This is a genomic window from Mangrovimonas sp. DI 80 (assembly GCF_001975575.1).
GTDB lineage: Bacteria > Bacteroidota > Bacteroidia > Flavobacteriales > Flavobacteriaceae > Mangrovimonas_A > Mangrovimonas_A xylaniphaga.
In genome coordinates this window covers 401,336-424,264 of record NZ_MSDT01000002.1, presented here as the reverse complement: position 1 = coordinate 424,264, position 22,929 = coordinate 401,336, and the positions used below count along the sequence as shown (strand labels likewise).

The following is a 22,929-nucleotide window of genomic DNA, read 5'->3' as shown; positions in this document are numbered from 1 at the left end:
GTTCTAAAGATAGTAAATATATTGAATACTAGGTATTTGCGTGTTTGTAAATTGTTGTGTAATGATTTGGAAGGTTATCAATATTTTAGGTTTTTGAAGATTTAGAGGAAGGAAAGCTTTGGGCTTTTTTATAGTTTTATAACCTAAAATTTGTCCATGAAACTAAAATATATGTTAGGCCTGTTAGGGCTCATGTTTGTGAGTTGTAAACAGGAAGAAAACAAGGAGGTGAAATTTATGCCTTCCAATCCTCAATTTGAATATAAGGGAAGGGTTGCTATGCATGACAATGGTGATAGAGCCTTGGTTGGTTCGGCGGCTTCAGTGGCCTTTAAAGTTAAGGGGGATTCGGTGACGGTATATTTGAAATCCGAATACAAGCCCCGTAATTATGTAGTGATAACTATTGATGGGGAGTATCAAAAAAGGCACACTATTAAAGGCGATAGTATAAACAAATTGGTGCTTAAATTGGATGGAAAAGAAAGCCATCACATAGAAATTTTTAAAGCGACCGAAGCGGCAAGTGGCGAAGTGATTTTTAAGGGAGTTGAAGCCGAAGCATTGGTTCCTATTGAAAATAAAGCATCCTTATCCATTGAATTTATTGGGGATTCCATTACCTGTGGCGCTTTAGCCGATAATAGTGGCATTCCTTGTAATAAAGGGGAATATATCGATCAGCATAATGCCTATTTGGCTTATGGGCCAAGGGCAGCAAGAGCTTTAAATGCTAATTTTGCGCTGAGTTCTGTATCCGGTATGGGAATGTACCGTAATTGGAATGATGAAAATATAGAAGAGGCTATTATGCCGCAGGTTTACGAGAATTTATATCTCAACAGAGATGCTTCAAAACCCTATGATTTTTCGTTTCAACCAGATTTGGTAAGCATTTGTTTGGGGACGAATGATATGTCCAATGGCGATGGCGTCAAAGAACGTTTGCCTTTTAATGCAGAAAAGTTTACGAACAATTACATTAGCTTCGTGAAAATGATTTATGGCCATTATCCAAATACTAAAATTGCATTGCTCAACAGTCCGATGATTCAGGGTGAAAACAATGATATTTTGGTGGCTTGTCTTGAAAAAGTACAAAGTTATTTCAAGGATAATATGCAAAAGGAGATCGCTGTTTTTCAGTTTGATACTTTGTACGTAAATGGCTGTAATTATCATCCAAGTGTTGAAGAAAATGAAATTATGGCAAAACGGTTAGTGCCATTCTATCAAGAAATTTTGAATAAAAACTAAAAGATCATGTATACGGCTTCCGAAAAAAGATACGATACCATGCAGTATCGCAGATGTGGAAATAGTGGTTTGTTGTTGCCTGAATTGTCGCTGGGTTTGTGGCATAATTTTGGGCATGTGGACCAATTTGACAATGGAAAGCAAATTTTGCACACGGCTTTCGATAAGGGAATTACCCATTTTGATTTGGCCAATAACTATGGTCCTCCTCCAGGATCTGCCGAGGAGAACTTTGGGAAAATCATGAAGAAGAGCTTTGCTCCTTATAGAGATGAAATGATCATTTCTACTAAGGCAGGTTATTTAATGTGGCCAGGGCCTTATGGAGAATGGGGATCGAAAAAGTATTTGGTGGCTAGTTTAGATCAAAGCTTAAAGCGAATGGGCTTGGAGTACGTGGACATTTTTTATAGTCACAGGCCAGATCCAAACACGCCTTTAGAGGAAACCATGGGGGCTTTGGATTTAATCGTAAGACAGGGGAAGGCTCTGTATGTGGGAATCTCTTCTTATAGTGCTGAGGATACCAAAAAAGCGGTTGAAATATTGAAGTATTTGGGGACGCCTTGTTTGATCCATCAGCCTAGATATAATATGATGGACCGTTGGGTTGAGAATGGTTTGTTGGATGTTTTGGAGGATGAAGGAGTAGGTTGTATTCCTTTTTCTCCGTTGGAACAGGGCATCTTGACTTCTAAATATTTGAAAGGGATTCCAGAAGATTCCAGGGCAGCCAAAAGTACAGGGTTCCTTCAGCTGGATCAGGTCACAGCGGAAAAGGTATCAAAGGCTCAAAAACTGAACGCAATTGCTGAAGATAGAGGGCAAAGTTTGGCACAAATGGCGGTTGCTTGGTTGTTGAAGGATGAACGAGTGACTTCTGTTTTAGTAGGGGTTAGTAGTGAAAAACAGTTGTTGGATAATTTAGGGGCTTTGGAAAATAAAACCTTTTCAACTTCGGAATTGGAAGCGATTGAAACAATCTTAAATGGCACAAATGCGTAACCTATTTTTTATTGCAAGTTTTTTGATTGTTCAGAGAATTTGGGCAAATATCAGTTTGCCAGCCATTTTTTCAGATCATATGGTCTTGCAGCAAAATGCCAATGTGAAATTTTGGGGTTGGGCAGCGCCAGATGAAGAAGTGGTGATCCGGCCATCGTGGACTTCCGAAATCTATAAGGTAAAAGCCAATGTTCAGGCGCAATGGGAAATGATGGTTCAAACACCTAAAGCTGGAGAAGGGTATTCTATCACGATTTCGGGATACAATTACATTGAAATTAAAGATGTCTTGATTGGTGAGGTTTGGCTGTGCTCCGGGCAGTCCAATATGGAAATGTCTGCGGCTTGGGGCATTAAAAATAAGGATGAGGTTGCAAAGGCTAATGTGCCTAACATAAGATTTTTTAAGGTGACCAAAACAACGTCTGTTTACCTTCAAAATAACCTGCCTGGGAAATGGGAGGTGTGTACGCCAGAGACTATGAAAAACAACAGTGCCGTGGCCTATTTCTTTGCGCAACAGCTCCAAAGTAAAATACCAGATACTCCTGTTGGTTTGGTGGTGTCCGCTTGGGGAGGAACGCCTATTGAAGCATGGACTCCAGAAGAAACTATACTTGAAAATCCTGTTTTAAGAGATGCGGCTCAAAAGTTAACACCTGTGCCTTATGGGCCAGTGGAGCCTGCACGGATCTTTAATGCTATGATACAGCCTTTGGTAGGCTATCAATTGGCGGGTGCTCTTTGGTATCAAGGAGAAGCCAATGTTGGTGCAGATATCTATGATGCGTCTCTAGAAGCGATGATTCAATCTTGGAGAAAATTGTGGAATGACGAATTTCCATTTTACTATGTGCAAATAGCGCCTTATAACTATGGGGAGGATATCTATTCAGCAGTGAAAATTAGAAATGCCCAACGTAAGGTTTTGGACCGTGTTTCCAATACCGGAATGGTGGTCATTGATGATGTCTCTACAGTAGATGATATCCATCCTAAAGATAAGAAGTCTGTTGGGGTGAGGTTGGCCAATTTAGCTTTAAGCAAGCATTATAATGTAATTGATGAAGTTGCAGAAGGGCCTTTGTTCGAAAGTGTAGATTTTCATGGAAAAAGAGCTATAGTAACTTTCAAAAACAATAATGGTCTCTATCTGTCATCCTCGGAATCTTTATTCGAAATTGCAGGAGAAGATAAAGTGTTTTATAAGGCAAACGTAAAGTTGGTGAATGGAAGTGTGGAATTAAAATCGAAGGAAGTTAAAACGCCAAAATATGTAAGGTTTGGTTGGAACAACTCCTATCAATCCAATTTGTTTAACGGTGCCCATTTGCCGGCATCTTGTTTTACTACTGAATAAAAGAAATCCCCGAATATTTTTCGGGGATTTTTTTATCTATTTAAGTAGGCTGTCATTAGCTTTTTTAATCAATTCCAAGGTGGAAGTGTCCGAGGCAAACACCGAATTCAAACCTTGTGGCTCCTGAGGAGGGTCGGCACTAAAGTCATCGCCATGTTGCCATTTTCCGTTTGAAGGATTTGTTTTGGCGTAGCCTGCAAAGCCCCAAAAATTCAATCCTGCCAATACACCTTGCTTTGCTTTACTGTCCGCAATTCTATTGAAAATGGCATTATAGAAGGTATTTCTATTTTCGATGGAGGCGTCTAGAGAGAGACTTTCCTTTTCTCTTGGAAATCCAAACTCCGACATTACGATTGGTTTTTGTTGTTTTTCAGCAATTGCAATATGTTCATCCATATAGGCATTGGCCTTTTCAATGGATTCTTGGGTGGTTACTTTTTCGTTGTCAATATCATACCATCCCCAGTTTTTTGGCCACATATGCATGGTCAAGTAATCGATATTAGGATTGTCGTGTAATCTCTCATACATCGCAAGATCTTGCAGGTAACTTGCTTTTCCTTCAGCTCCGGTTGAAATGAGGTGTACCGAATCCAAAGATTCCATAAGATCTACCGTTTCTTTAAGCCAACCAGAAAAAGTAGCTTCATGATCTGGAGTCATCAATACACGAGGTTCGTTGGCAACCTGCCAGGACATAATTGTGTTGTCTTGGGTGTATTTTAAGCCAGTATAGGCGTTGGTTCTTCCCATGATGAATTTCACATGCTTGTAAAAAGCTTCTTTACATGGTTCGCAACTGTGGAACTGCTTGGTGTAGTTCATGTATTGGTCCCAAGTATATTGTTCCAAAAATGGGTTAGGAACTTCGCCGTAACCGTTCCATTTCAAGTATTCGGACATCCCTCCGGACCAAATCCAGTTATTGTTCAAATACAAAATAGCGTACATGTTACGCTTGCGCATTTCGGACATAAGGAAATCAAGACCATCCAATAAATCTTCGTTGTAAACACCTTGTTCAGGCTGAAGGGCAGGGTGCACTCTAGAGTCGCCGCCATCACCTTCGGCACCAGCTAAAATTCTTAGGTTGTCAATTCCTATGGATTTCATCAGGTCAAGCTCCTTGATCAGGCGCTCCCTGTCGCCACCATTTTTGGCGCCAATAAGCGGTCCGTACCAATAGTTGGCGCCTACGAAATAGTAAGGCTGGTCTCCTTTGTAAAATTTGGAGTTTTTTACCTGAATTAAAGGCACGTCGTTAAGGGCAATTTCGCTGGTAATATTGTTGTCTTCTGCAACAGCTTGTTCTTTGGCGTTCTCTTTACACGAAAAAGCCATGAGTAATGATAGTAATAGAGTTGGGTAAATTCGCATTGTTTAATGGTTATGGTAATGAATACATGTCTGGAAGTTCGTTTTCCAGCGTAGATTTAGGTTTGTCTGTAAATTCTATAAAATCTGCCACGTCCGATTGTCCAGGCGCAGGGGTGCAATACGTATTTTCGCTATTGCTCCAAAACATCATATAGGCAACATGGTTGTTGTTTTCGGTAATAGCGTTGTACAGATTTGTAGAATAGAAGTTGGAAATTGGATTGTTTTCTCCAGGGGTCACAAAATAGCCGGTTTCCGTAAGGGCGGCAATTTTTACTTTCTCCTTAGCTAAATCCGAAACGATTTTAAGCTTGTTGTTGGCAGCGGTCACACCGCTTTGCCCCTGATTGTTGAAATCGCCATAGTTGTCCATTCCTAAAATGTCAACATAAGCATCTCCCGGATATCTAGACAAATATTCTACGGAAGAATTAAATTGATTATCTGGGGCAAAGGCAAATAAAATGTTGTCCACGCTTAAAGTGTCCTTAAGGTAAGTGACGGTAAACTGCCATGCCGTTTTAAATTCTTGGGCCGTGCAATAGGCTTCTCCCCACCAAAACCAATTGCCGTCAAATTCGTGGAAAGGCCTAAAGATAAATGGGACTTTCTTTCCGTCTGAACCAATCATATTATTGGCCACTTCGGCTACTTTGTTAAGTTTTTCCTTGTAATAGTCATGATTGGCGCCTCCGGGAAGGATGCTTTTAAAGGCGTTGTTTTTTTGGAATTCGGTCATTTCACTAGTGTAGAAATGTTCGCCTTCATAAGGCTCTCTTAGGTGCCATGTAAACCCGACAACCATGCCTTTGTTGTAAGCTTCAATGGCGTGGGAAGTTATTTGTTGTTCCTGTTGGTAGAACCAATTTCCAGAGGAACCATCGTTTTGGTCGTCTGTAATAAACATAAAATCCAGTCCAATTAAACCGGGGTCACTTCCTGTAGTTTTCTTGATATCCGAGTCCCCAGAATTGTTATTGTAAAAACTACTGAAAGCGTCTTGTTGTCCAATAATGAATTTGGTTCTGGATAATGTCTTTAGGTTGTAGAACAAGGCTACAGTTTCGGCCGTGGCATTTGGGTTGACCATGTGATTTGGGGTGTCCTCTGCTTGTAAAATAAAGTCTTCTGGAATTTCCGAAATAGTGATCGTAGCCGAATTTGGATTGCCAATAATTGCATTACTGCTCACCTCTATAATTTCAATTTCTACGGTTTCATCTCCTTCGGTTTCGAGATCGTCGATTATGGTTAAAGGGATGGTGAAACTTGTAGTGTTTGCAGGAATGGTTGCCGTGTTTGAAATGGATTGATAATCTTCTCCGTTGGTGGCGCTCCCGTTGATGCTTAATGTAACCGTGGTGGCGGAACTGGAGGCTCCGGTAAGCGTTAGTTTGAAAGAACTGTTGGTTCCTGGTTCCTCTGCAGTACTGTTCGTAGCTGCAATACTCACCTTTGGAAGGGTGTCTCCATCTCCATCGGAGTCGCTATCCCTTGAACAATTGAACAGGGTCCAAAAGATAGTGGTAAGCATTGCTAATTTGGCAAGTGTTTTCATGGTGTTATGGTTTTGGACTCAACATTATGCAGGCGCGCGATGTGTGGTATGGTGCCTTCCACATGCTAATTTTGTCCTCGTTTTCATAAGGTATTCCTTTGTCATCAACCCTAAAATGCCACTCTCCATTTTTGTGGTCTATCAAATAGGTTTTGGTGAACTCCCAAATAGGCAGGGAAGCTGAAAGATACTTTTGATCTTTGCTTATATGATAGGCATAATTGAGACCAACTAGAGCTTCTACCTGTGGCCACCAATGACGGTCATGGTCAATATGATTGGTGTTTAGATTCTTTTCATTGATAACCGCGCCTTCCTTGTCAATGCCTTCCGCAAGAAAAGCATCCGCTACTTGAATAGCAATGGCTCCACATTCTTTAATCAGTACGTCATCTTCAAGTGCTTTGGCAGCTTCAATTACCAACCAAGCAGTTTCTATATCGTGCCCATAGGAAATGGTGTTACTCAGGAGATTCCACTCTTCATCAAAAAATAAATCGTAGTGATTGGTTTTGTTTAAGAAGGTGTCATTGAACAATCTTATGAGCTCTTGAAGCGAAGCCCTTAAGCTTGGGTGGTCATAAATTTTTAGTAATGAAGTGTAGGCTTCCAAAACATGAAGGTGGGTGTTCATGGTTTTTGCGGCATTCATATCTTTTTCGCTCAAGCGCATGTCTTCAATAGGCGCCCAATCTTCATTGAAAGCTTCTAAATAGCCTTTGCGCTCGTTATCCTTGGCGTGAGTTTCCAACAGTTGAAACAATTCAACGGCCCATTGTTTGGAAGCTTTATCGCCAGTTAATACATAATATTCAGATAGCGCATAAATACCAAATGCTTGTGCATATACCTGTTTACGTTTGTTGATGGGAGCTCCCGTATAATCGAGTTCCCAAAACAAACCTTTGTGATTGTTGTCCTTAAAATATTCGTTTAGGTATGTAAAGGCTCTATCGCAAATGTCTTTATAGTTGTCTGTTTTTAAGTGATTGGAGGCTGCTGAAAATGACCATAAAATGCGCGTGTTCAAAATGATTCCTTTGGAAGCCAATGGGACTAACTCATTGAAATGATTTCTTGTTCCAACGAAACCACCAAATTCCTTATCGAGCGTATTCTTCACCCAATAATTGAGAATTCGTTTCAGTTCAGCAGCAAGCTCCTGTTGTAAATTTTTATATGCCTCAAGCATTATAATGCCTTGTTTTTATTGATGAGGTCAATGATGTTTTGCACTGATCCTGCCGAAATAAAGGTGTCTTCGGGAGTGTTGGTGACATAATCAACCAATTTGTCAACGGTAGAAGTGGCCACATGCATTCTGGTATCTGAAGAAGCATAATAGATATAAACCGTTCCATATGTGTCTTCAATCCAGCCATTTACAAACAAAACGTTGGAAACGTCTCCTACGCGCTCGTTGCCGATAGGTCCCATAAAGTGACCGGCGGGTTGATGCGTTACCTTGGAAATATCATTCAAATCTGTCATGAACATGTACAAGGTATAACGCAGTCCAGCTGCAGTGTTACGAACACCGTGAGCCAAGTGTAGCCATCCTTTGTCGGTCTTGATTGGGGCTGGCCCCAAACCGTTTTTCAATTCGTAAACGGTATGGTATTCTTTATTATTGATGATGGTTTCATTTTCTACCACCGGGTTATTCATGTCTTCAATGAACCCAAGACCAATGCCTCCGCCGCTTCCAACACTGATGAAGCCATCTTGAGGTCTGGTGTAAAGTGCGTATTTGCCATTTACAAATTCTGGGTGCATTACCACATTTCGCTGTTGTCCTGTATTGGAAATAAGGTCAGGCAGGCGTTCCCAAGTCATTAAATCTTTGGTGCGGACAATTCCTGCATTGGCTACCGCTGCACTGGTATCTCCAGCAGGGGCATCAGGGTCTTTGCGTTCGGTACAAAAGATACCGTAGATCCAGCCGTCCTCATGCTGAGTCAAGCGCATGTCGTAGACGTTGGTATCTGGATTGCCTTCAATTTGAGGAATCACGCAAGGTTGGTCCCAAAATTGAAAGTTGTCAATCCCGTTATCGCTTTCGGCCATGGCAAAAAAGGACTTTCTGTCGTTTCCTTCAACTCTAACGCATAACACATATTTGTCCTTCCATTTAATGGCGCCTGCATTAAAGGTGGCATTAAAGCCAATGCGTTCCAAAGCATTTGGATTGGTTGTTTCGTTTAAATCGAATCGCCAATGTAGCGGCACATGGGCAGCTGTTACAATGGGGTTTTTATAGCGGTTGTATATGCCGTTAGAGCTGAAAACAGCCTCGTTTTTTTGAGCGATCAATGCGTCAAATTCCTCCTTAACTTTTTGAAGTTTGGAGCCAACAGGGTAAACATCGTTTTGCATCATCTTAGTCTAATTTTTCTTCTAAATTATTCCACCAATATTTTTTCAATAGGAACACACAAACAATTAAAATGGCTATTGAAATGTATATTGGTAATGTCTGTCTGAAAATGAGATACATTGGAAGAATTACCAAAACCGTTTGGGCAATGGTACCAATAAGCACATTGAACATGTCTCTTCCAAAGTCTGTATTTTTTTTGAATCCAGGAATTTCGGCTTCCAGTTTATCGTGAATTGGTTTCCAGAATCCCCACGGGCGTACGTTTTTGTAGAAAGTTTTCAATACTTCCTCGTCGGTTGGTGGTGCGGAGTAGGTGCCTATTATACATCCTATCAAAGAAATGATTAATAGGAGAGGGAATAGGTAAAGTCCTAAAACATTTGGGAACAGTTCTGGTATGATGGCTGCGGATAACAAACCTGCGGCCATTCCCCAGAAAAAGCCTTCACCATTAAAACGCCACCAGTACCATTTTAGGATGTTGGCACCTACATAGCTTCCGTAAAGTACTGAAACAATCCATTGCAGTACAGAATTAACGTCTTTAGCGAAGAAGCCCAAAACAATACTGATGAGCACTACCAATATACCCGTGATGTAGTTCATGTTTTTAATTTGGTTGGTGCTGGCATTTGGGGCTTTGTATTTTAGGTAGATATCATTTACCAAATAGGCTTGCGCGGCATTCAAAGTTCCTGCGAAAGTGGACATAAAGGCGGCAATTAATCCGGCTAATAAAAGTCCAAGTAGGCCAACAGGTACAAATTGCATGATGGCTGTTGGTAGGATCAATTCAAAATCGATATTTCCAGCGGCATTTTCCAGGTTCAGTTTTTCGTAGTAGATCAAGGCTAAAGCGGCAAACCCGGCGATCATTAAATAACGGATTGGCATTAAAATAACCGATACAAATCCACTCATTTTAGATGCTTCGGCAGGTGATTTCGTGGATAGGATTTTTTGCATGTCGTAGGTTGGGGCAGGCCCAGCAACACTCACCAAAACACCTTTGAAGACCATCATCATAAAGAAAATAGTAAAGAGTCCAAAACCGTCTTCCTTGATTTTTTGATTGACTTCAGGGATGATATTGCTCCAGTCCAAATTAAGTTCCCAACCAAAGAACGGGCTGTCCCATCCTTCAGGAACTGTGAGTCCTTGGGTGCCTACGGCGTGGAATCCTAGATATCCAATAACTAAAGCGGCAATGGTCATGATGGCAAATTGCACCACATCGGCCCACACAATTCCAGACATTCCACCCAAAAGGGAGTAGAATACTGCGAACAGGGTGAAGATGGTTCCGTAGAAATGTGGTACGTATTCTGGGGTTACATTAAATGGCACGTAGTTGCTGACCATTTCCCATGGAATGAAAATTTCGATGAATTTTCCTAGACCTATAAAGCCATAGGCTAGATATCCCAAACACATGATAAGGGCAAAAATCACTACAATAATATGTGAAAGTTTTGCGCCTTTTTTGAATCCAAATCGCGTTCCGATCCATTCGGCACCGGTTGTGGCATTAGATCTCCTAAGCCATTTAGAGAGATACACCATTAAGAATATTTGGTTGAACACGGGCCATAGCCAAGGAATCCACGCGCTTTTAATTCCGTACACAAACATGAGGGTTACCAGCCAAATAGTTCCTGAAATGTCGAACATTCCAGAGGCGTTGGAGAGACCCAACATGTACCAAGGAATGGATTTTCCTCCCAATAAATAATCGTCTTTACTTTTTTGTGCTCTTTTCCTGAGGTAAAGTCCAATAAATACAATGGTTGCCAAATACAATAGGATGATAATAATATCAACGGTGTGCAATAATTTCATAAGTTAGTTTTTTATGTCCTGCAAAAATAAAGTTTTAGGAAGGGCTTTAAAGGTTTTAAAGTCATTTTCGCTAGGGTGGCCCTTGTAGGGCATATAATGATGGTCGGTTCGGGCATTCCTCCAAAACAATACCCATGCAATGCCAGTATTTTCAATGGCTGGGTACAATACTTCGGTAAACCAATTTGGGGTGGATAAGGTTTCTAGGCCTGTTTCGGTAAAAGCATATAGTTTTCCTTTTTTGCTTGCGATATCTTTTACGATTTTTAAATCATTTACCACTGATTTTATATAATCTTCCGAATTTTTAAAGTCGTAAATGTCAATTCCCAATATGTCCACATAATCGTCGCCGGGGTAGTATTTAAGGTAATCGTCTGTAGGGTTGAGTTTGTTTGGGGAATAGGCGTAAAGCAGGTTGTGAACTTCGTGTTTGTCTCTCAAAAGTTCTAGGGTTTCTCTCCAAAGCGTTTTGTAATCTTCGGCGCTGCAGTTTCCTTCTCCCCACCAAAACCAAGAGCCGTTCATTTCGTGGAACGGTCTAAAAATGACAGGAACCATTTCGGTTTCAGTTTTAAGTGATTTCATGAAATCGGCCACTCTGGAAACCCAAAGTTCATAGGTGTCTCTGTGTTTGCCTTCTTTGATGATGTCTTGAACAGCAGATGTTTTATCCCAAGAGTTTCCTCCAGAAGTGGGATTGTCCAAATGCCAGCTTATGGTAATAATACCTCCTTTTTTATGAGCATTAATGATTAGGTCTCTCATTAATTTAAAAGGTACCGAATCCAGATTTCTATCATTACCAAGTTCAAGGTGGCCTATGTCAAAACCATAAACGGCGGGATAGTCTCCGCAGACCTCATAAACGTCACTTTTTATGGTTGTAGGGTTTTGTTCGTAAAGCCATCCTAATCCATAAGAAGTAGCATCTTGGTGTCCTATTGCGAAGCCTTTTTTGGAAGTGGCTTCCAATTTTTGATAAAGAATTTTTACGCTATTTGATACTTTTTTGTCAGAAAGTTGCAATTCTGGTGCTTCTTTGTGTTGGGCTTGCGCACAAGCGAAGTTGAGAGCTGAAAATAGAATTGCAAATTTCTTTATGAATGCATTCTTATTAATGATAATCTGCATTTTTTGTGACCTGATTTAGTTATTTGATATTTTTATGAGGTATAATTGTAAAATATCTATTTTTGTTAAGTAAAAATTACAGTATTCAAAATTAAACATACAGCTAACATATTCATGATATTATTTTATCAATATGTTACAATATAATTGCAAATTAAATGGACATACTTAAAAAGGTGCATCGCGAGATTACGCCCTTATCTCCAGAAGATAGCTTCTTGGTATTTGACAGAATCAAGAATGATTTTGATTTTCCTATTCATTTCCATCCAGAGTACGAGCTCAATTTTATCAGTAATGGTAAGGGGGTAAAACGTGTTGTTGGGGATAGTGTAGAGGTGATTGACGATGTGGAGTTGGTGCTTGTTGGGCCTAATCTGCATCACGGTTGGTTGACTCATGATTGTAAAAGTGAAGCCATTCATGAGGTGACCATTCAGTTTCATGAAAACCTTTTGAACAAGGAGTTGTTGTCCAGAAAAATAATGAAGTCCATTAAGGATATGTTTGAAAGATCTATCCATGGGATCCTGTTTTCCAAAAAGACGGCTGCCGAAATTGGGGAGCGTCTGGGGCAGGTGTCTAAATTGGATGGGATGGACTATTTTTTGGAGTTGGTATCTATTCTTCATGACCTCGCCAACTCTAGAAATCAAAGGCTTTTGTCGACCTATACTGTGAATCGAGACAATTTTGAGAATAGTGATAAGATCAAGATTGTATATGAGTTTGTGCAGGACAATTTTGAAAAGAAAATTTCCCTTTCGGAAGTGGCGGAATTGGTGAATATGAGCAATGTGTCTTTTAACCGTTTTATGAAAAAGAGAACCGGGAAAACCTTTGTGGATTATGTAAATGATGTTAGGATTGGCTATGCCTCGATGTGGCTTTTGGAGAAGGATATGAGTATTTCCGAAATCGCATTTAATTCAGGGTTTAACAACATTGCGAATTTTAATAGGGTGTTCAAAAAGCTTAAAAATTGTACGCCAAGTCAATATAAAAACGAATTCTCAGGTATTAAACGGATTCTGTAAGAAAGGGATGGAAGTTAAAGTGGAGGTGTATGGTGTGATTTTGTTTTAGTGTCTTATTGCTGTTTAAGCTGTTGTGGGTTAGCTTTTTGTGCTCTTTAAAGTGGGTGTAGCTTAATTATTTTAGCTATAGGTGAAATATTTTATAGGTAAATGACAAAATAATATTAACAGTAGCTTAACATTTGAGCTAAATTTGAATATGATAAAAAACTCATTAATTATTTGTATTAATATCAATTATAAGGCATTTAAAATTAAAATTACTTAAATATACTGTACTAACACTTTAACAACATGCGAAAATTTGATCTGAAAAACATTTATAGGTGTACAAAATATTGTTACGCCTTTTTGTTCTTTTTTCTGGCGGGACAATTTGCCTTTGCACAATCTCAAGTCACTGGAACAGTCAGTGATGAAAATGGGATGGCGCTGCCAGGGGTGAACATTTTGGTGAAGGGCACAACGGTTGGTGCTGTTACAGATTTTGATGGGAACTATGCAATTAATGTCAAGCAAAATGCGACTTTAGTTTTTAGTTACCTAGGATTTGTGACGCAGGAAGTTCCTGTAGGAGGAAGGACTGTTGTGAATGTTACCCTTAAAGAAAACTTGGAGAGTCTTCAGGAAGTTGTGGTCATTGGTTATGGGTCACAATTGAAGGAGGACCTCAGTGGTTCCGTAGCAACTGTAGATGCGGAAGCGATCCAAAACATGCCTCAAGTGAGTGTGGACCAGTTGATTCAAGGTCGCGCTTCTGGGGTGAATGTTACTCTTAACTCTGGTCAGCCAGGTAGTGCGGTGTCCGTTAGGATTCGTGGGGTGAATACCATTTCTGGATCTGGTGAGCCGTTGTATATTATTGATGGCGTGCCAATTTCTGGGGATACTAACAATATTGCTACCAGTGGGCGTTCCATTGCCGATAACAATATTGGTCAAGGAGATGGTGCTACAGATGTGAGTCCATTAGCGGCACTGAATCCAAATGATATTGAGACGTTGAACGTTTTAAAGGATGCTTCTGCAACGGCTATCTACGGTTCTAGAGGTGCTAACGGGGTAGTAATCATCACTACTAAAAGTGGAAAAAACAAAAAGGGATCGCTTAAGTACAATACCTTTATGGCTATCCAGCGTCCTACCAACTTTATTGACGTAATGAACTTGCAGCAATATGCAAGATTGCAAAATGAAATTGGTACTATTTATGGGTTGAATCTTCAGCCGGAGTTTGCTAATCCAAGTTTGTTGGGTGAAGGTACCAATTGGCAAAGCGCCATTTTTGATGATGCCTTGATGCAAAGTCATGAACTGTCTTTCTCAGGAGGAAACGACAATATGAATTACTTCATATCTGCAGGGTTTTTGGATCAAGAAGGAACGGTGATCGGTTCTGGGTTTGATAGGATCAATATTCGCTCTAACATATCGGCTAAAGTAACCGACAGAATTACGGTTGGGGCTAACTTGACTGCCAGTAGAACCAATGACAAATTAACATTGAACAACGCGACAAACGGGATTGTTTTCTTATCTTTAATGAACAACCCTGCTACCGCGGTCTACAATCCGGATGGGTCTTTTGCAGGTCCTGATGCTGATGACGACTACAAAAACGAGAATCCTATTGCAAAGGCCTTAAGTCTTAAGAATACCTTGACCCGTAACCGTCTTTTCGGAAATATGTTTGCAGATATCCAATTAGGAAATAAAATTACCTATAGAGCAGAATTTGGTGGGGACTTTGGTTTTAATTTAAGTGACAGATTCCAGCCTACTTTCACATATGGTGAAATTACTGGAGGGGAGAGTTCTTTGAATGTAAGAAGAGAAAATAACGATTTTTGGATTGTTAAAAACTTGGTGACCTATAATGATCGTTTTAATGATAAGCATGATTTAACAGTATTATTAGGGCAAGAAGCTCAGGAGTCCAAATGGGAAGGTGTCATTGGAAGTGATGGAGATTTCGTGAGTAACGATGTGCCAATCTTGGGTACTGGTGATGCCAATGATAACAACGAACAGTATAAAGGTAGCGCTGCTTTGTCTTCTTTCTTTGGAAGGGTGATTTATTCCTTCGATAGTCGTTACAATGTAACGGCTTCCTTAAGAGCGGATGGGTCTTCAAAATTTGCCGATGGCAAAAAATGGGGGTATTTCCCATCTATTTCGGGATCTTGGAGATTGTCCAATGAAAACTTTATGAACGATTTTGATGCCATACAGAACATTAAGCTTTATGGAGGTTACGGAGAAGTAGGTAATCAGGCCATTCCAAACTTTGCCTATGGAGCAAGATTGAATACCATATCCACGGGCTTGGGAACAGGTTTTGAATTTGCCAATTTTGCCAACGAAGATTTAAAATGGGAATCTTCACAACAAACCAATTTTGGTTTGGACTTCTCTTTGTTTGATTCTCGTTTCGGGGCAACAGTTGAAGTATACAACAAGGTATCTAAGGATTTCTTGTACCAATTGGCGGTTACTGATTTTGTTACCGGTGGTAATTCTCCAGGATCCATTGGAGCGCCTTGGGTAAACCTTGGGGAAATGCAAAATAAAGGGGTTGATGTTACCTTAAGCTATAAAACTATTGGAAGCGGGGATTTTTCATATAATTCCTCTTTAACGTTTTCGAAGTATGAAAACAGAGTGAACGAACTTTTGGGTGATTTGACCATTTACGGTACGGTTACCATGAACACTTCCAACCAGATTATAACCATTACCGAAGTGGGTGAGCCAATCGGGATGTTTTACGGATACCAGGTTGAAGGCATGTTTAGAACCGTAGAAGATATGGAAGGCGCTCCAATACAATTCGGACGTCCTTTTGAAGACGCTTTATTCTCGACTACTTGGTTAGGAGACTTGAAGTTTAAGGATGTAAATGGTGATGGCGTGATTGATACCAACGATAGAACCGTGATTGGTAATCCGCACCCAGACTTTACATTTGGATTCCAAAACTCATTCAACTATAAAAACTTAGATCTTTCCATTTTCATGCAAGGATCTTATGGAAATGATGTGTTTAATGCTGTGGCAAGAAACTTAACTGCAGGTAATGCAACACATACCAACCAGTCGCCTTCAGTTTTGGATTATTGGTCAATAGACAATCCAAATGCAAGTTCTCCAAGACTGGCTAGAAATGATACGCCAAACATTAATATTTCCGATCGCTATATAGAAGACGGGTCCTATTTGAGAATTCAAAACGTGACCCTTGGGTATACTTTGCCAGTAGATGTAACAAGATCTGTAGGTATCAACCGATTGAGATGTTATGGAATGATCCAAAACCTTTACACCTTCACCAACTACTCGGGATACGATCCAGAAGTTGGGGTGTATAATCAAAATGCGCTACTTATGGGAGTGGACAACGGACGTTACCCAACCCCAAGGATTTTTACGCTAGGATTTAATTTAGAATTTTAAAAACATCAGCTATGAATACATATACAAACAGACTATTTAAAACGAAACTTGTAGCCGTGTTAACGGTGGTGTTGGGCTTGTCGTCCTGTACGGGAGATTTCTTGGATAGGCCACCGGAGGATTCATATAACGTTGATGAATTTTATCAAACTACCGAGCAGGTCAATGCAGCAACTAATGCGCTTTACACAAGGCCTTGGTATAATTTTGTAACCAATGTGTCTTGGTGTATTGGAGAGATCAGTTCTGGGAACGGACGTACTTGGGATCCTAGAAATGGGGATTTTATGAACTTTGCCATCACCGGAGAGCATGGAACTTTAACCCAAGCTTGGGAGTCTTTATATGCCGTGGTTGCACAAAGTAATGCTGTAATTAACACCTTGCCAGAAAAAGTAGCGGCAGATGTTCCGGTAGATGTAGTTAATAATGCCTTAGGGGAAGCTCGCGTAATTAGAGCTGCCGCTTATTTTTACTTGGTTAGAATTTTTGGTTCAATTCCAATTATTGCGGATAATAACGAATATGTTTTGGAGCCTGTGGTGCCACGTAACCCGGAATCTGATGTGTATGAGTTCATCAAAAGAGATTTGGAGTTTGCCATCGACAATTGTTATGAAAAAGTGAGAGGTTCCAACTATGATGCCAATGCCAAAGTTTCTAGCGGATCTGCTAAAGCGCTTTTGGCGAAGGTATATTTATATGAACAAAACTATACCATGGCTTATCAATTGGCGAGCGAAGTGATTAATTCAGGTGAATTTAAACTTTATGGAGGCGATGCTGAAGATGGGGACCCCGCAGGAAGCTACTACGACCTGTTTCTAACGGCAAATGACAATAATCCAGAATCTATCATTGCCTTACAATGGACCAACACAGGAGTGTGGGCCGAAGGGAATGGATTGCAGTCCTTGTTTGCGCCAGCTGGTGTAACGGGATTCTCCGATGGATGGTCTGCGGTAGGACCTTCAATAGATTTGCAGCAAGCTTATGAGGATACGGAATTGGATGAGAGATATTATGCCACAATTATGGCTCCAGGGGCTTATTATCCAGATTTAAATGATGGATATACAGTTTCTGAAAATATCAGTCACCAAGGAACCAATGCTGGCGTTAAAAAATATGTAGTAGGTAATGCTGCTACCAATGGTGGTGGTGCCGCGCAAAGTTATCCGAACAACACCTATATTTTACGTTATGGAGAGTTGTTGTTAATTCATGCTGAAGCGGCTTTAAGTGGAGGTGGCTCTACAGCCGATGGCATTGCGTCCTTCAATAAGGTGAGACGTAGAGCTGGATTGGCAGATAAGCCAAATCCAACTTTGGATGATGTGTTCAATGAAAGACGAATTGAGTTGGCTTATGAGTCTGAATTTTGGTACGATGTAGTAAGACGTGGGCCAAATTTCGCCTTGAATTTCTTAAGCAATACCGAAAGAGGTACTTATAACAATGATACTGATCCACCTTCTGTTTGGTCGGAAACTTATACAGCAACAATGGATGATTTGTTGTTCCCATATCCAAACAACGAGATTGAGAATAACCCAGCTCTATTGGAGCCACCGGTACCTTACGATTTTGAATAAAAAGAAGACTATGAAAACAATGCATATAAACTTACAGAAGGCAAGATGGTTTATGGTAATGATAATTGCAGCATTGCAGTTAACATCTTGTGAAAATGACTTTAAAGATGCTCCCACGCCTGATGCTTCAAAGCCGCCAGTGATTACTAGTGTGAGTGAAGTAACGGAAGACGTTGCCGTAACTCAAGGAGTTTTGGAGGGCACTTATATTATTAGAGGAAACTATTTAGGTAGCTTGCTCAAAGTATACTTTAACGGATATCAATCAGGATTTAATCCAGCATTGGTAACAGATAATGTTGCGTTTGTAACCATTCCTGAACAAGCACCTTATGTAAACCAACCTAATATTTTGCGTTTGGAAACCTTGGGAGGATCTGTTGAATACGATTTTTCCCTGTTAACCATTACAGACTTTACAGAGGAAACTGTAGACGGTGTAAAATTGGTACACCTAATGGGAGGTGATTTTACTGATACAGATACGGTAACCTTTGTAAGCGGTTCCGAGGAAAATGGAAACCTTGTAGAGTTGGAAGCAGAAATAGTGTCTATTACTCCTGAAGTGGTTACTGTAAAAGTTCCCGACGGAGTGGAGCAGGCCTATATCTATTTGGCAACTACCAGAGGAGCTGTGGCAAGATCGGATTCTTATGGATTTTCATATTCCATTTATATTGATGATCTGCATCCAGATTGGACGGTAGGAGAATGGGGCGGAACCCATGATTTGTATTCTACAGAGCATGCTATCGGGCAATATTCTATCAAGTGTATTAGAGAGGCTTGGTCTGGATTTACTTTCTGGGTGCCAAATATTCCTTTCAATCAGTTTGATGCCATTACCGTATCGGTATATGGTACTGGGGCACCTGGAGATACCGTAACCTTGGCAATCAATGATTTTGATGGCGCTGCAACGCACCAACCTATCCAATTGATTCCAGGAGAGTGGAACAAAGTGGTGATTCCGTTGTCAGATTTCTATCCAAACGGAGCGCCAAGTACAATTTTCAGATTGGATTTCCAAGAGTCATCCAACACTGGATTGGCTGAGTATATTTTTTATATCGATGATTTTGGATTCCTATAATTCATTGTCGGTATTATAATCAACTAAACATATTAATTAAAAAGAATTATAATGAAAGTATCCAAAATATATAACACGTTCTTGTTTGTGGCCTTGGCATGCTTTACGGCATGTAAGGACGACGATGACCAGTTTCCTAGTTTGGGGAATGATCCAAGGAGTATTTCTGAAGTAATTTCTGAAACTCCAGACTTATCGTTGTTGAACGACGCCTTGGCGCAAGCAGGTTTGGATGAAACCTTGGGAACGACATCTACCTATACCGTTTTTGCCCCAAATAACTCGGCCTTTGGAAATATCGATACGTCTTCATTGACGGAGGAAGAATTGGAAAATGCTTTGCTCAACCATGTCATTAGTACAGTGACTCCAGATTTCATCACTACAATGACAACAGGATATAGGAGCACAATGGCAACGGGACCAGATGGTCATAACTTGAGTTTTTTCACGAATGCCAATGCCGAATTGATGTTCAATGGTGTGGCTTCTCTAGTTGATGGTGCTTACGACATAGGAACTACTAATGGGGTGCTTCATACCGTGGATGCTGTGTTGTTGCCTCCTACTGTAGTTGATCATGTTGCTGCAAACCCTGAGTATTCTTCTTTGGTGGAAGCTATTGAATTGGCAGGTTTGGGAGAGGCGTTGTCAGAATCGGATCCTGAAAATGAAAACTATCCATTTACCGTATTTGCGCCAACTAATGAGGCCTTTGAAAGCTTGTTGGCTCAGCTTAACGGTGCTTTTGGATGGACTTCATTGAGTGATGTTCCTGTAGAAATATTGCAGGAAATACTGTTGTATCATGTGGTTGCTGGAGAGAATATATTAGGTGAAGAAGTGAATGGAACTACGCCAACAACGATGCAAGGAGAAACATTTGCTATTAATGATAATTTAATCGATGATGCTTCTTATGATAATGGTGAAATCGTTCTTACTGATGTACAAGCTGTAAACGGAATGGTACATGGCGTGAATAAAGTGTTGATTCCGAATTCCATATTTCAATCGGTGTTGAGTGCAACTTTGAATATTGTAGAGCGTTGCAACGACAGAGGATTTACGTCATTTACTTCGGCTGTTGAAATGGTGGGCTTGACCGAAACCTTAACTACAGATGAATTGACCGTTTTTGCGCCTAATAATGATGCCTTTTTGGCCTTGTTTGCTATTGCTGGTAATTTTGAAAGTTTGGATGATTTTGATACTCCTGAAGAATTAGCGGTATTGACAGATATTGTTAATTACCATTTGCATGTAGGAACATTAATGTCCAGTGAGTTTGTGGATGGTGGAGATATTAGTACGATTTACGGAGATGTTATTTCGGTAGATTTAAGTGGGGATGATCCTAGATTGTTGCCAACTTTTGAGGCTGCAATCCCTTCTTTGGTCGTAAATACAAATATTGGTGCTACTAACGGGATAGTGCATGAAATAAATAGAATTTTGGTTCCTGATGCCTTAACGGGTGCTCTAGGAATTGAAACGGGAGAAAGTGGCCTATGTCCTGTTGGTGATCCAGAATTGGTGTTCTTCGATTGGGATGCTAATGGTCCTTGGTGGGGTAATGTAAATGCAGAAAATGATGCTTCTCTAAGCATTGATGGGTCTAGCTATGGTAGGGCGAACTTCCAAACTGGAGGCACTGGATGGCAGGATTTATTCTGGAGAAACGGGTCTACTTTAAATGGTCAAAATGTCGTTGGAAGTAACGTGAATGATTACGTGTTGAAATTCGATTTGAGAACCATAGAGCCACTTTCAGCTGGAATGTTCAGAATTCGTTTCCATGATGGAGATGGTGTAGATGCCTTTTATAACTGGCAGCCATGGGTGGATACAGGTGAGCCTTTAGAGACAGATGGATGGGAAACTATTGAAATTCCTTTATCTGTTTTGGGAGTTCCGGATTTTAGTTTAGTAGATCAAGAGTTTGGAATGGCCTTTGAAGGTGCCGATGTCTTGTTGAACTTCGCTATAGATAATGTGCGTTTTGATACTGCTGGTTGTGGTGGTGTTGATCCTGTAGATGATACCGATTTGGTATTCTTCGATTGGGATGCCAATGGTCCTTGGTGGGGTAATGTAAATGCCGAAAACGATGCAGCCATTAGTTTGGATGGATCTAGCTACGGTAGAGCCAATTTCCAAACAGGCGGTACCGGATGGCAAGATCTTTTCTGGAGAAACGGTTCCACATTGAACGGACAAAATACTGTGGCTGACAATATCAGTGACTATGTTTTGAAATTTGATATCATGACCATTGAACCACTTACGGCGGGAATGTTCAGGATTCGTTTTCATGATGGTGACGGAGTGGATGCCTTCTATAATTGGCAGCCGTGGGCCGATACCGGAGAAGATTTTGATACCGATGGCAGCTGGACTACAGTCACTATTCCTTGTTCTGTTCTGGGAGTGCCAGATTTTAGTTTGATTGACCAGGAATTTGGAATGGCTTTCGAAGGAGCCGATGTCTTGTTGAATTTCGCCATAGACAATGTACGTTTTGAAGCTCAGTAAATTGATTAATAACACTTATTTGAATTAGTTTTTTTATTCCCTGTAAAATACCTTTGCAGGGAATATTTTTTAAAATATTTATACTTATGAAAAAGATTTTTGCCCTTATTTTACTTTTTGTCACCGTACAGATCCAAGCCCAAAAGTTTGACGGTTTGGCAGAAACACCTCCAATGGGGTGGAACAGTTGGAATACCTTTGGGACCAATATCAATGAGCAATTGGTAAAGGATATTGCAGATAAGTTTGTAGAGCTTGGTTTGAAGGATGCAGGTTACGAATATATTGTGCTTGATGATGGTTGGATGGCCAAAGAGCGCGATGAAAATGGAAATTTGGTGCCAGACCCAGTGAAATTCCCAAATGGAATGAAGGCTGTTGCGGATTATGTGCATTCCAAAGGTTTGAAATTTGGATTGTACAATTGTGCAGGGGCGCAAACCTGTGCGGGATATCCTGGAAGTAGAGGGTACGAGTATCAAGATGCCAGAAGTTATGCGTCTTGGGATGTTGACTATTTAAAATACGATTGGTGTAACACAGAAAAATTAAATGCCGAAGGAGCCTATATGACTATGCGTGACGCATTAAAGGCTGCAGGCAGACCTGTTGTATTCAGTATTTGTGAATGGGGCGATAATGAGCCTTGGAAATGGGCTAAAGATATCGGACATTTGTGGCGTGTTACAGGTGATATCATCAATTGTTGGGATTGTGAGGTAGGACATGGTTCTTGGTCTTCATGGGGAATCTGGAAAATCATTGATATGCGTAAGGACATTCGCGGTGCTGCAGGTCCTGGTCATTGGAATGATTTGGATATGATGGAGGTTGGAAACGGAATGACTGATGCAGAAGACAGAAGTCATTTTGCCATGTGGAGCATCATGACCTCTCCGTTAATTATGGGGAACGATTTGAGAAGTGCTTCCAAGGAAACCATAAAAACGCTTTCTAATAAAGAAGTAGTTGCGATCAATCAGGATAAATTAGGAATCCAAGGATTCCGATTCACCAACGAAAATGGTATCGAAATTTGGTTGAAACCTTTGGCTAACAATGCTTGGGCCATGGTTTTTGTCAATATGAAGAATGAGGAGGTAGAAATTGATTTTGATTTTGCCAAACATGATATTGGGGATGATGTTCACGGTAGAATGTTAGAGCCAAAACACAATGTCTATAGCATTAGAGATTTGTTCAATCACAAGAATTTGGGGGATACTTCAAAAAGCATGAAAGCTAAAATTGGGGTTCACGATGTTCTGATGATTAAACTTGAAAAAAAATAATCACGAATAAA

15 protein-coding genes are annotated in these 22,929 nt (G+C 40.4%); 9 read left to right on the top strand and 6 right to left on the bottom strand.

What is annotated here, in order from left to right; translation table 11 throughout:
* The first annotated feature begins 156 nt into the window (after positions 1-156).
* Genes BKM32_RS02480 through BKM32_RS02470 form a run of 3 tightly spaced genes read left to right on the top strand, consistent with a single transcriptional unit; the run spans position 157 to position 3,622 of the window.
* Positions 157-1,257: an SGNH/GDSL hydrolase family protein gene (locus BKM32_RS02480; protein WP_083702072.1), complete on the top strand. Its 1,101-nt coding sequence runs from the start codon at positions 157-159 to the stop codon at positions 1,255-1,257.
* 6 nt (positions 1,258-1,263) lie between these two features.
* Positions 1,264-2,262: an L-glyceraldehyde 3-phosphate reductase gene (gene mgrA, locus BKM32_RS02475; RefSeq protein ID WP_076662411.1), complete on the top strand. Its 999-nt coding sequence runs from the start codon at positions 1,264-1,266 to the stop codon at positions 2,260-2,262.
* Complete coding sequence (locus BKM32_RS02470) at positions 2,255-3,622, top strand: sialate O-acetylesterase (RefSeq protein WP_083702108.1); 1,368 nt, start codon at positions 2,255-2,257, stop codon at positions 3,620-3,622. Before mgrA ends, BKM32_RS02470 begins: the two co-directional genes overlap by 8 nt.
* A 36-nt stretch (positions 3,623-3,658) precedes the next feature.
* On the opposite strand, the gene BKM32_RS02465 is transcribed toward BKM32_RS02470, so the two are convergent.
* Genes BKM32_RS02465 through BKM32_RS02440 form a run of 6 tightly spaced genes read right to left on the bottom strand, consistent with a single transcriptional unit; the run spans position 3,659 to position 11,913 of the window.
* On the bottom strand, positions 3,659-4,966 hold the full coding sequence (locus tag BKM32_RS02465) for a beta-mannanase (protein WP_253187382.1): 1,308 nt from the start codon (positions 4,964-4,966) through the stop codon (positions 3,659-3,661).
* Between the two features lie 46 nt (positions 4,967-5,012).
* Entirely contained in the window at positions 5,013-6,560 is a 1,548-nt protein-coding gene (locus BKM32_RS02460; RefSeq protein WP_076662408.1) for a glycosyl hydrolase, read from the bottom strand.
* Positions 6,561-6,564: 4 nt separating this feature from the next.
* Complete coding sequence (locus BKM32_RS02455; RefSeq protein WP_076662407.1) at positions 6,565-7,752, bottom strand: AGE family epimerase/isomerase; 1,188 nt, start codon at positions 7,750-7,752, stop codon at positions 6,565-6,567.
* Positions 7,752-8,939 carry a glycosidase gene (locus tag BKM32_RS02450; protein ID WP_371328770.1) on the bottom strand — a complete coding sequence of 396 codons (1,188 nt, stop codon included), beginning with the start codon at positions 8,937-8,939 and terminating at the stop codon, positions 7,752-7,754. Before BKM32_RS02450 ends, BKM32_RS02455 begins: the two co-directional genes overlap by 1 nt.
* Position 8,940: 1 nt before the next feature.
* A complete protein-coding gene (locus BKM32_RS02445) occupies positions 8,941-10,779 on the bottom strand; it encodes a sodium:solute symporter family protein (protein ID WP_076662406.1) in 1,839 nt (612 codons plus the stop codon).
* A 3-nt stretch (positions 10,780-10,782) separates the two neighbouring features.
* Positions 10,783-11,913 carry a glycoside hydrolase family 26 protein gene (locus BKM32_RS02440; RefSeq protein WP_076662405.1) on the bottom strand — a complete coding sequence of 377 codons (1,131 nt, stop codon included), beginning with the start codon at positions 11,911-11,913 and terminating at the stop codon, positions 10,783-10,785.
* Positions 11,914-12,071: 158 nt separating this feature from the next.
* Here BKM32_RS02440 and BKM32_RS02435 point away from each other — a divergent pair, with 158 nt between their 5' ends.
* From BKM32_RS02435 to BKM32_RS02410, 6 genes are all read left to right on the top strand, one after another.
* Positions 12,072-12,950 carry an AraC family transcriptional regulator gene (locus tag BKM32_RS02435; RefSeq protein WP_076662404.1) on the top strand — a complete coding sequence of 293 codons (879 nt, stop codon included), beginning with the start codon at positions 12,072-12,074 and terminating at the stop codon, positions 12,948-12,950.
* Positions 12,951-13,301: 351 nt separating this feature from the next.
* A complete protein-coding gene (locus BKM32_RS02430) occupies positions 13,302-16,403 on the top strand; it encodes a TonB-dependent receptor (protein WP_216349592.1) in 3,102 nt (1,033 codons plus the stop codon).
* Positions 16,404-16,414: 11 nt separating this feature from the next.
* Positions 16,415-17,998 carry a RagB/SusD family nutrient uptake outer membrane protein gene (locus tag BKM32_RS02425; RefSeq protein ID WP_076662402.1) on the top strand — a complete coding sequence of 528 codons (1,584 nt, stop codon included), beginning with the start codon at positions 16,415-16,417 and terminating at the stop codon, positions 17,996-17,998.
* A 10-nt stretch (positions 17,999-18,008) separates the two neighbouring features.
* Complete coding sequence (locus BKM32_RS02420) at positions 18,009-19,091, top strand: hypothetical protein (protein WP_053976223.1); 1,083 nt, start codon at positions 18,009-18,011, stop codon at positions 19,089-19,091.
* Positions 19,092-19,142: 51 nt separating this feature from the next.
* A complete protein-coding gene (locus BKM32_RS02415; RefSeq protein WP_076662401.1) occupies positions 19,143-21,626 on the top strand; it encodes a glycan-binding surface protein in 2,484 nt (827 codons plus the stop codon).
* Between the two features lie 86 nt (positions 21,627-21,712).
* The gene (locus BKM32_RS02410; RefSeq protein ID WP_076662400.1) at positions 21,713-22,918 is read left to right on the top strand and encodes a glycoside hydrolase family 27 protein; all 1,206 of its coding nucleotides are present in this window, start codon (positions 21,713-21,715) and stop codon (positions 22,916-22,918) included.
* Positions 22,919-22,929: the final 11 nt, after the last annotated feature.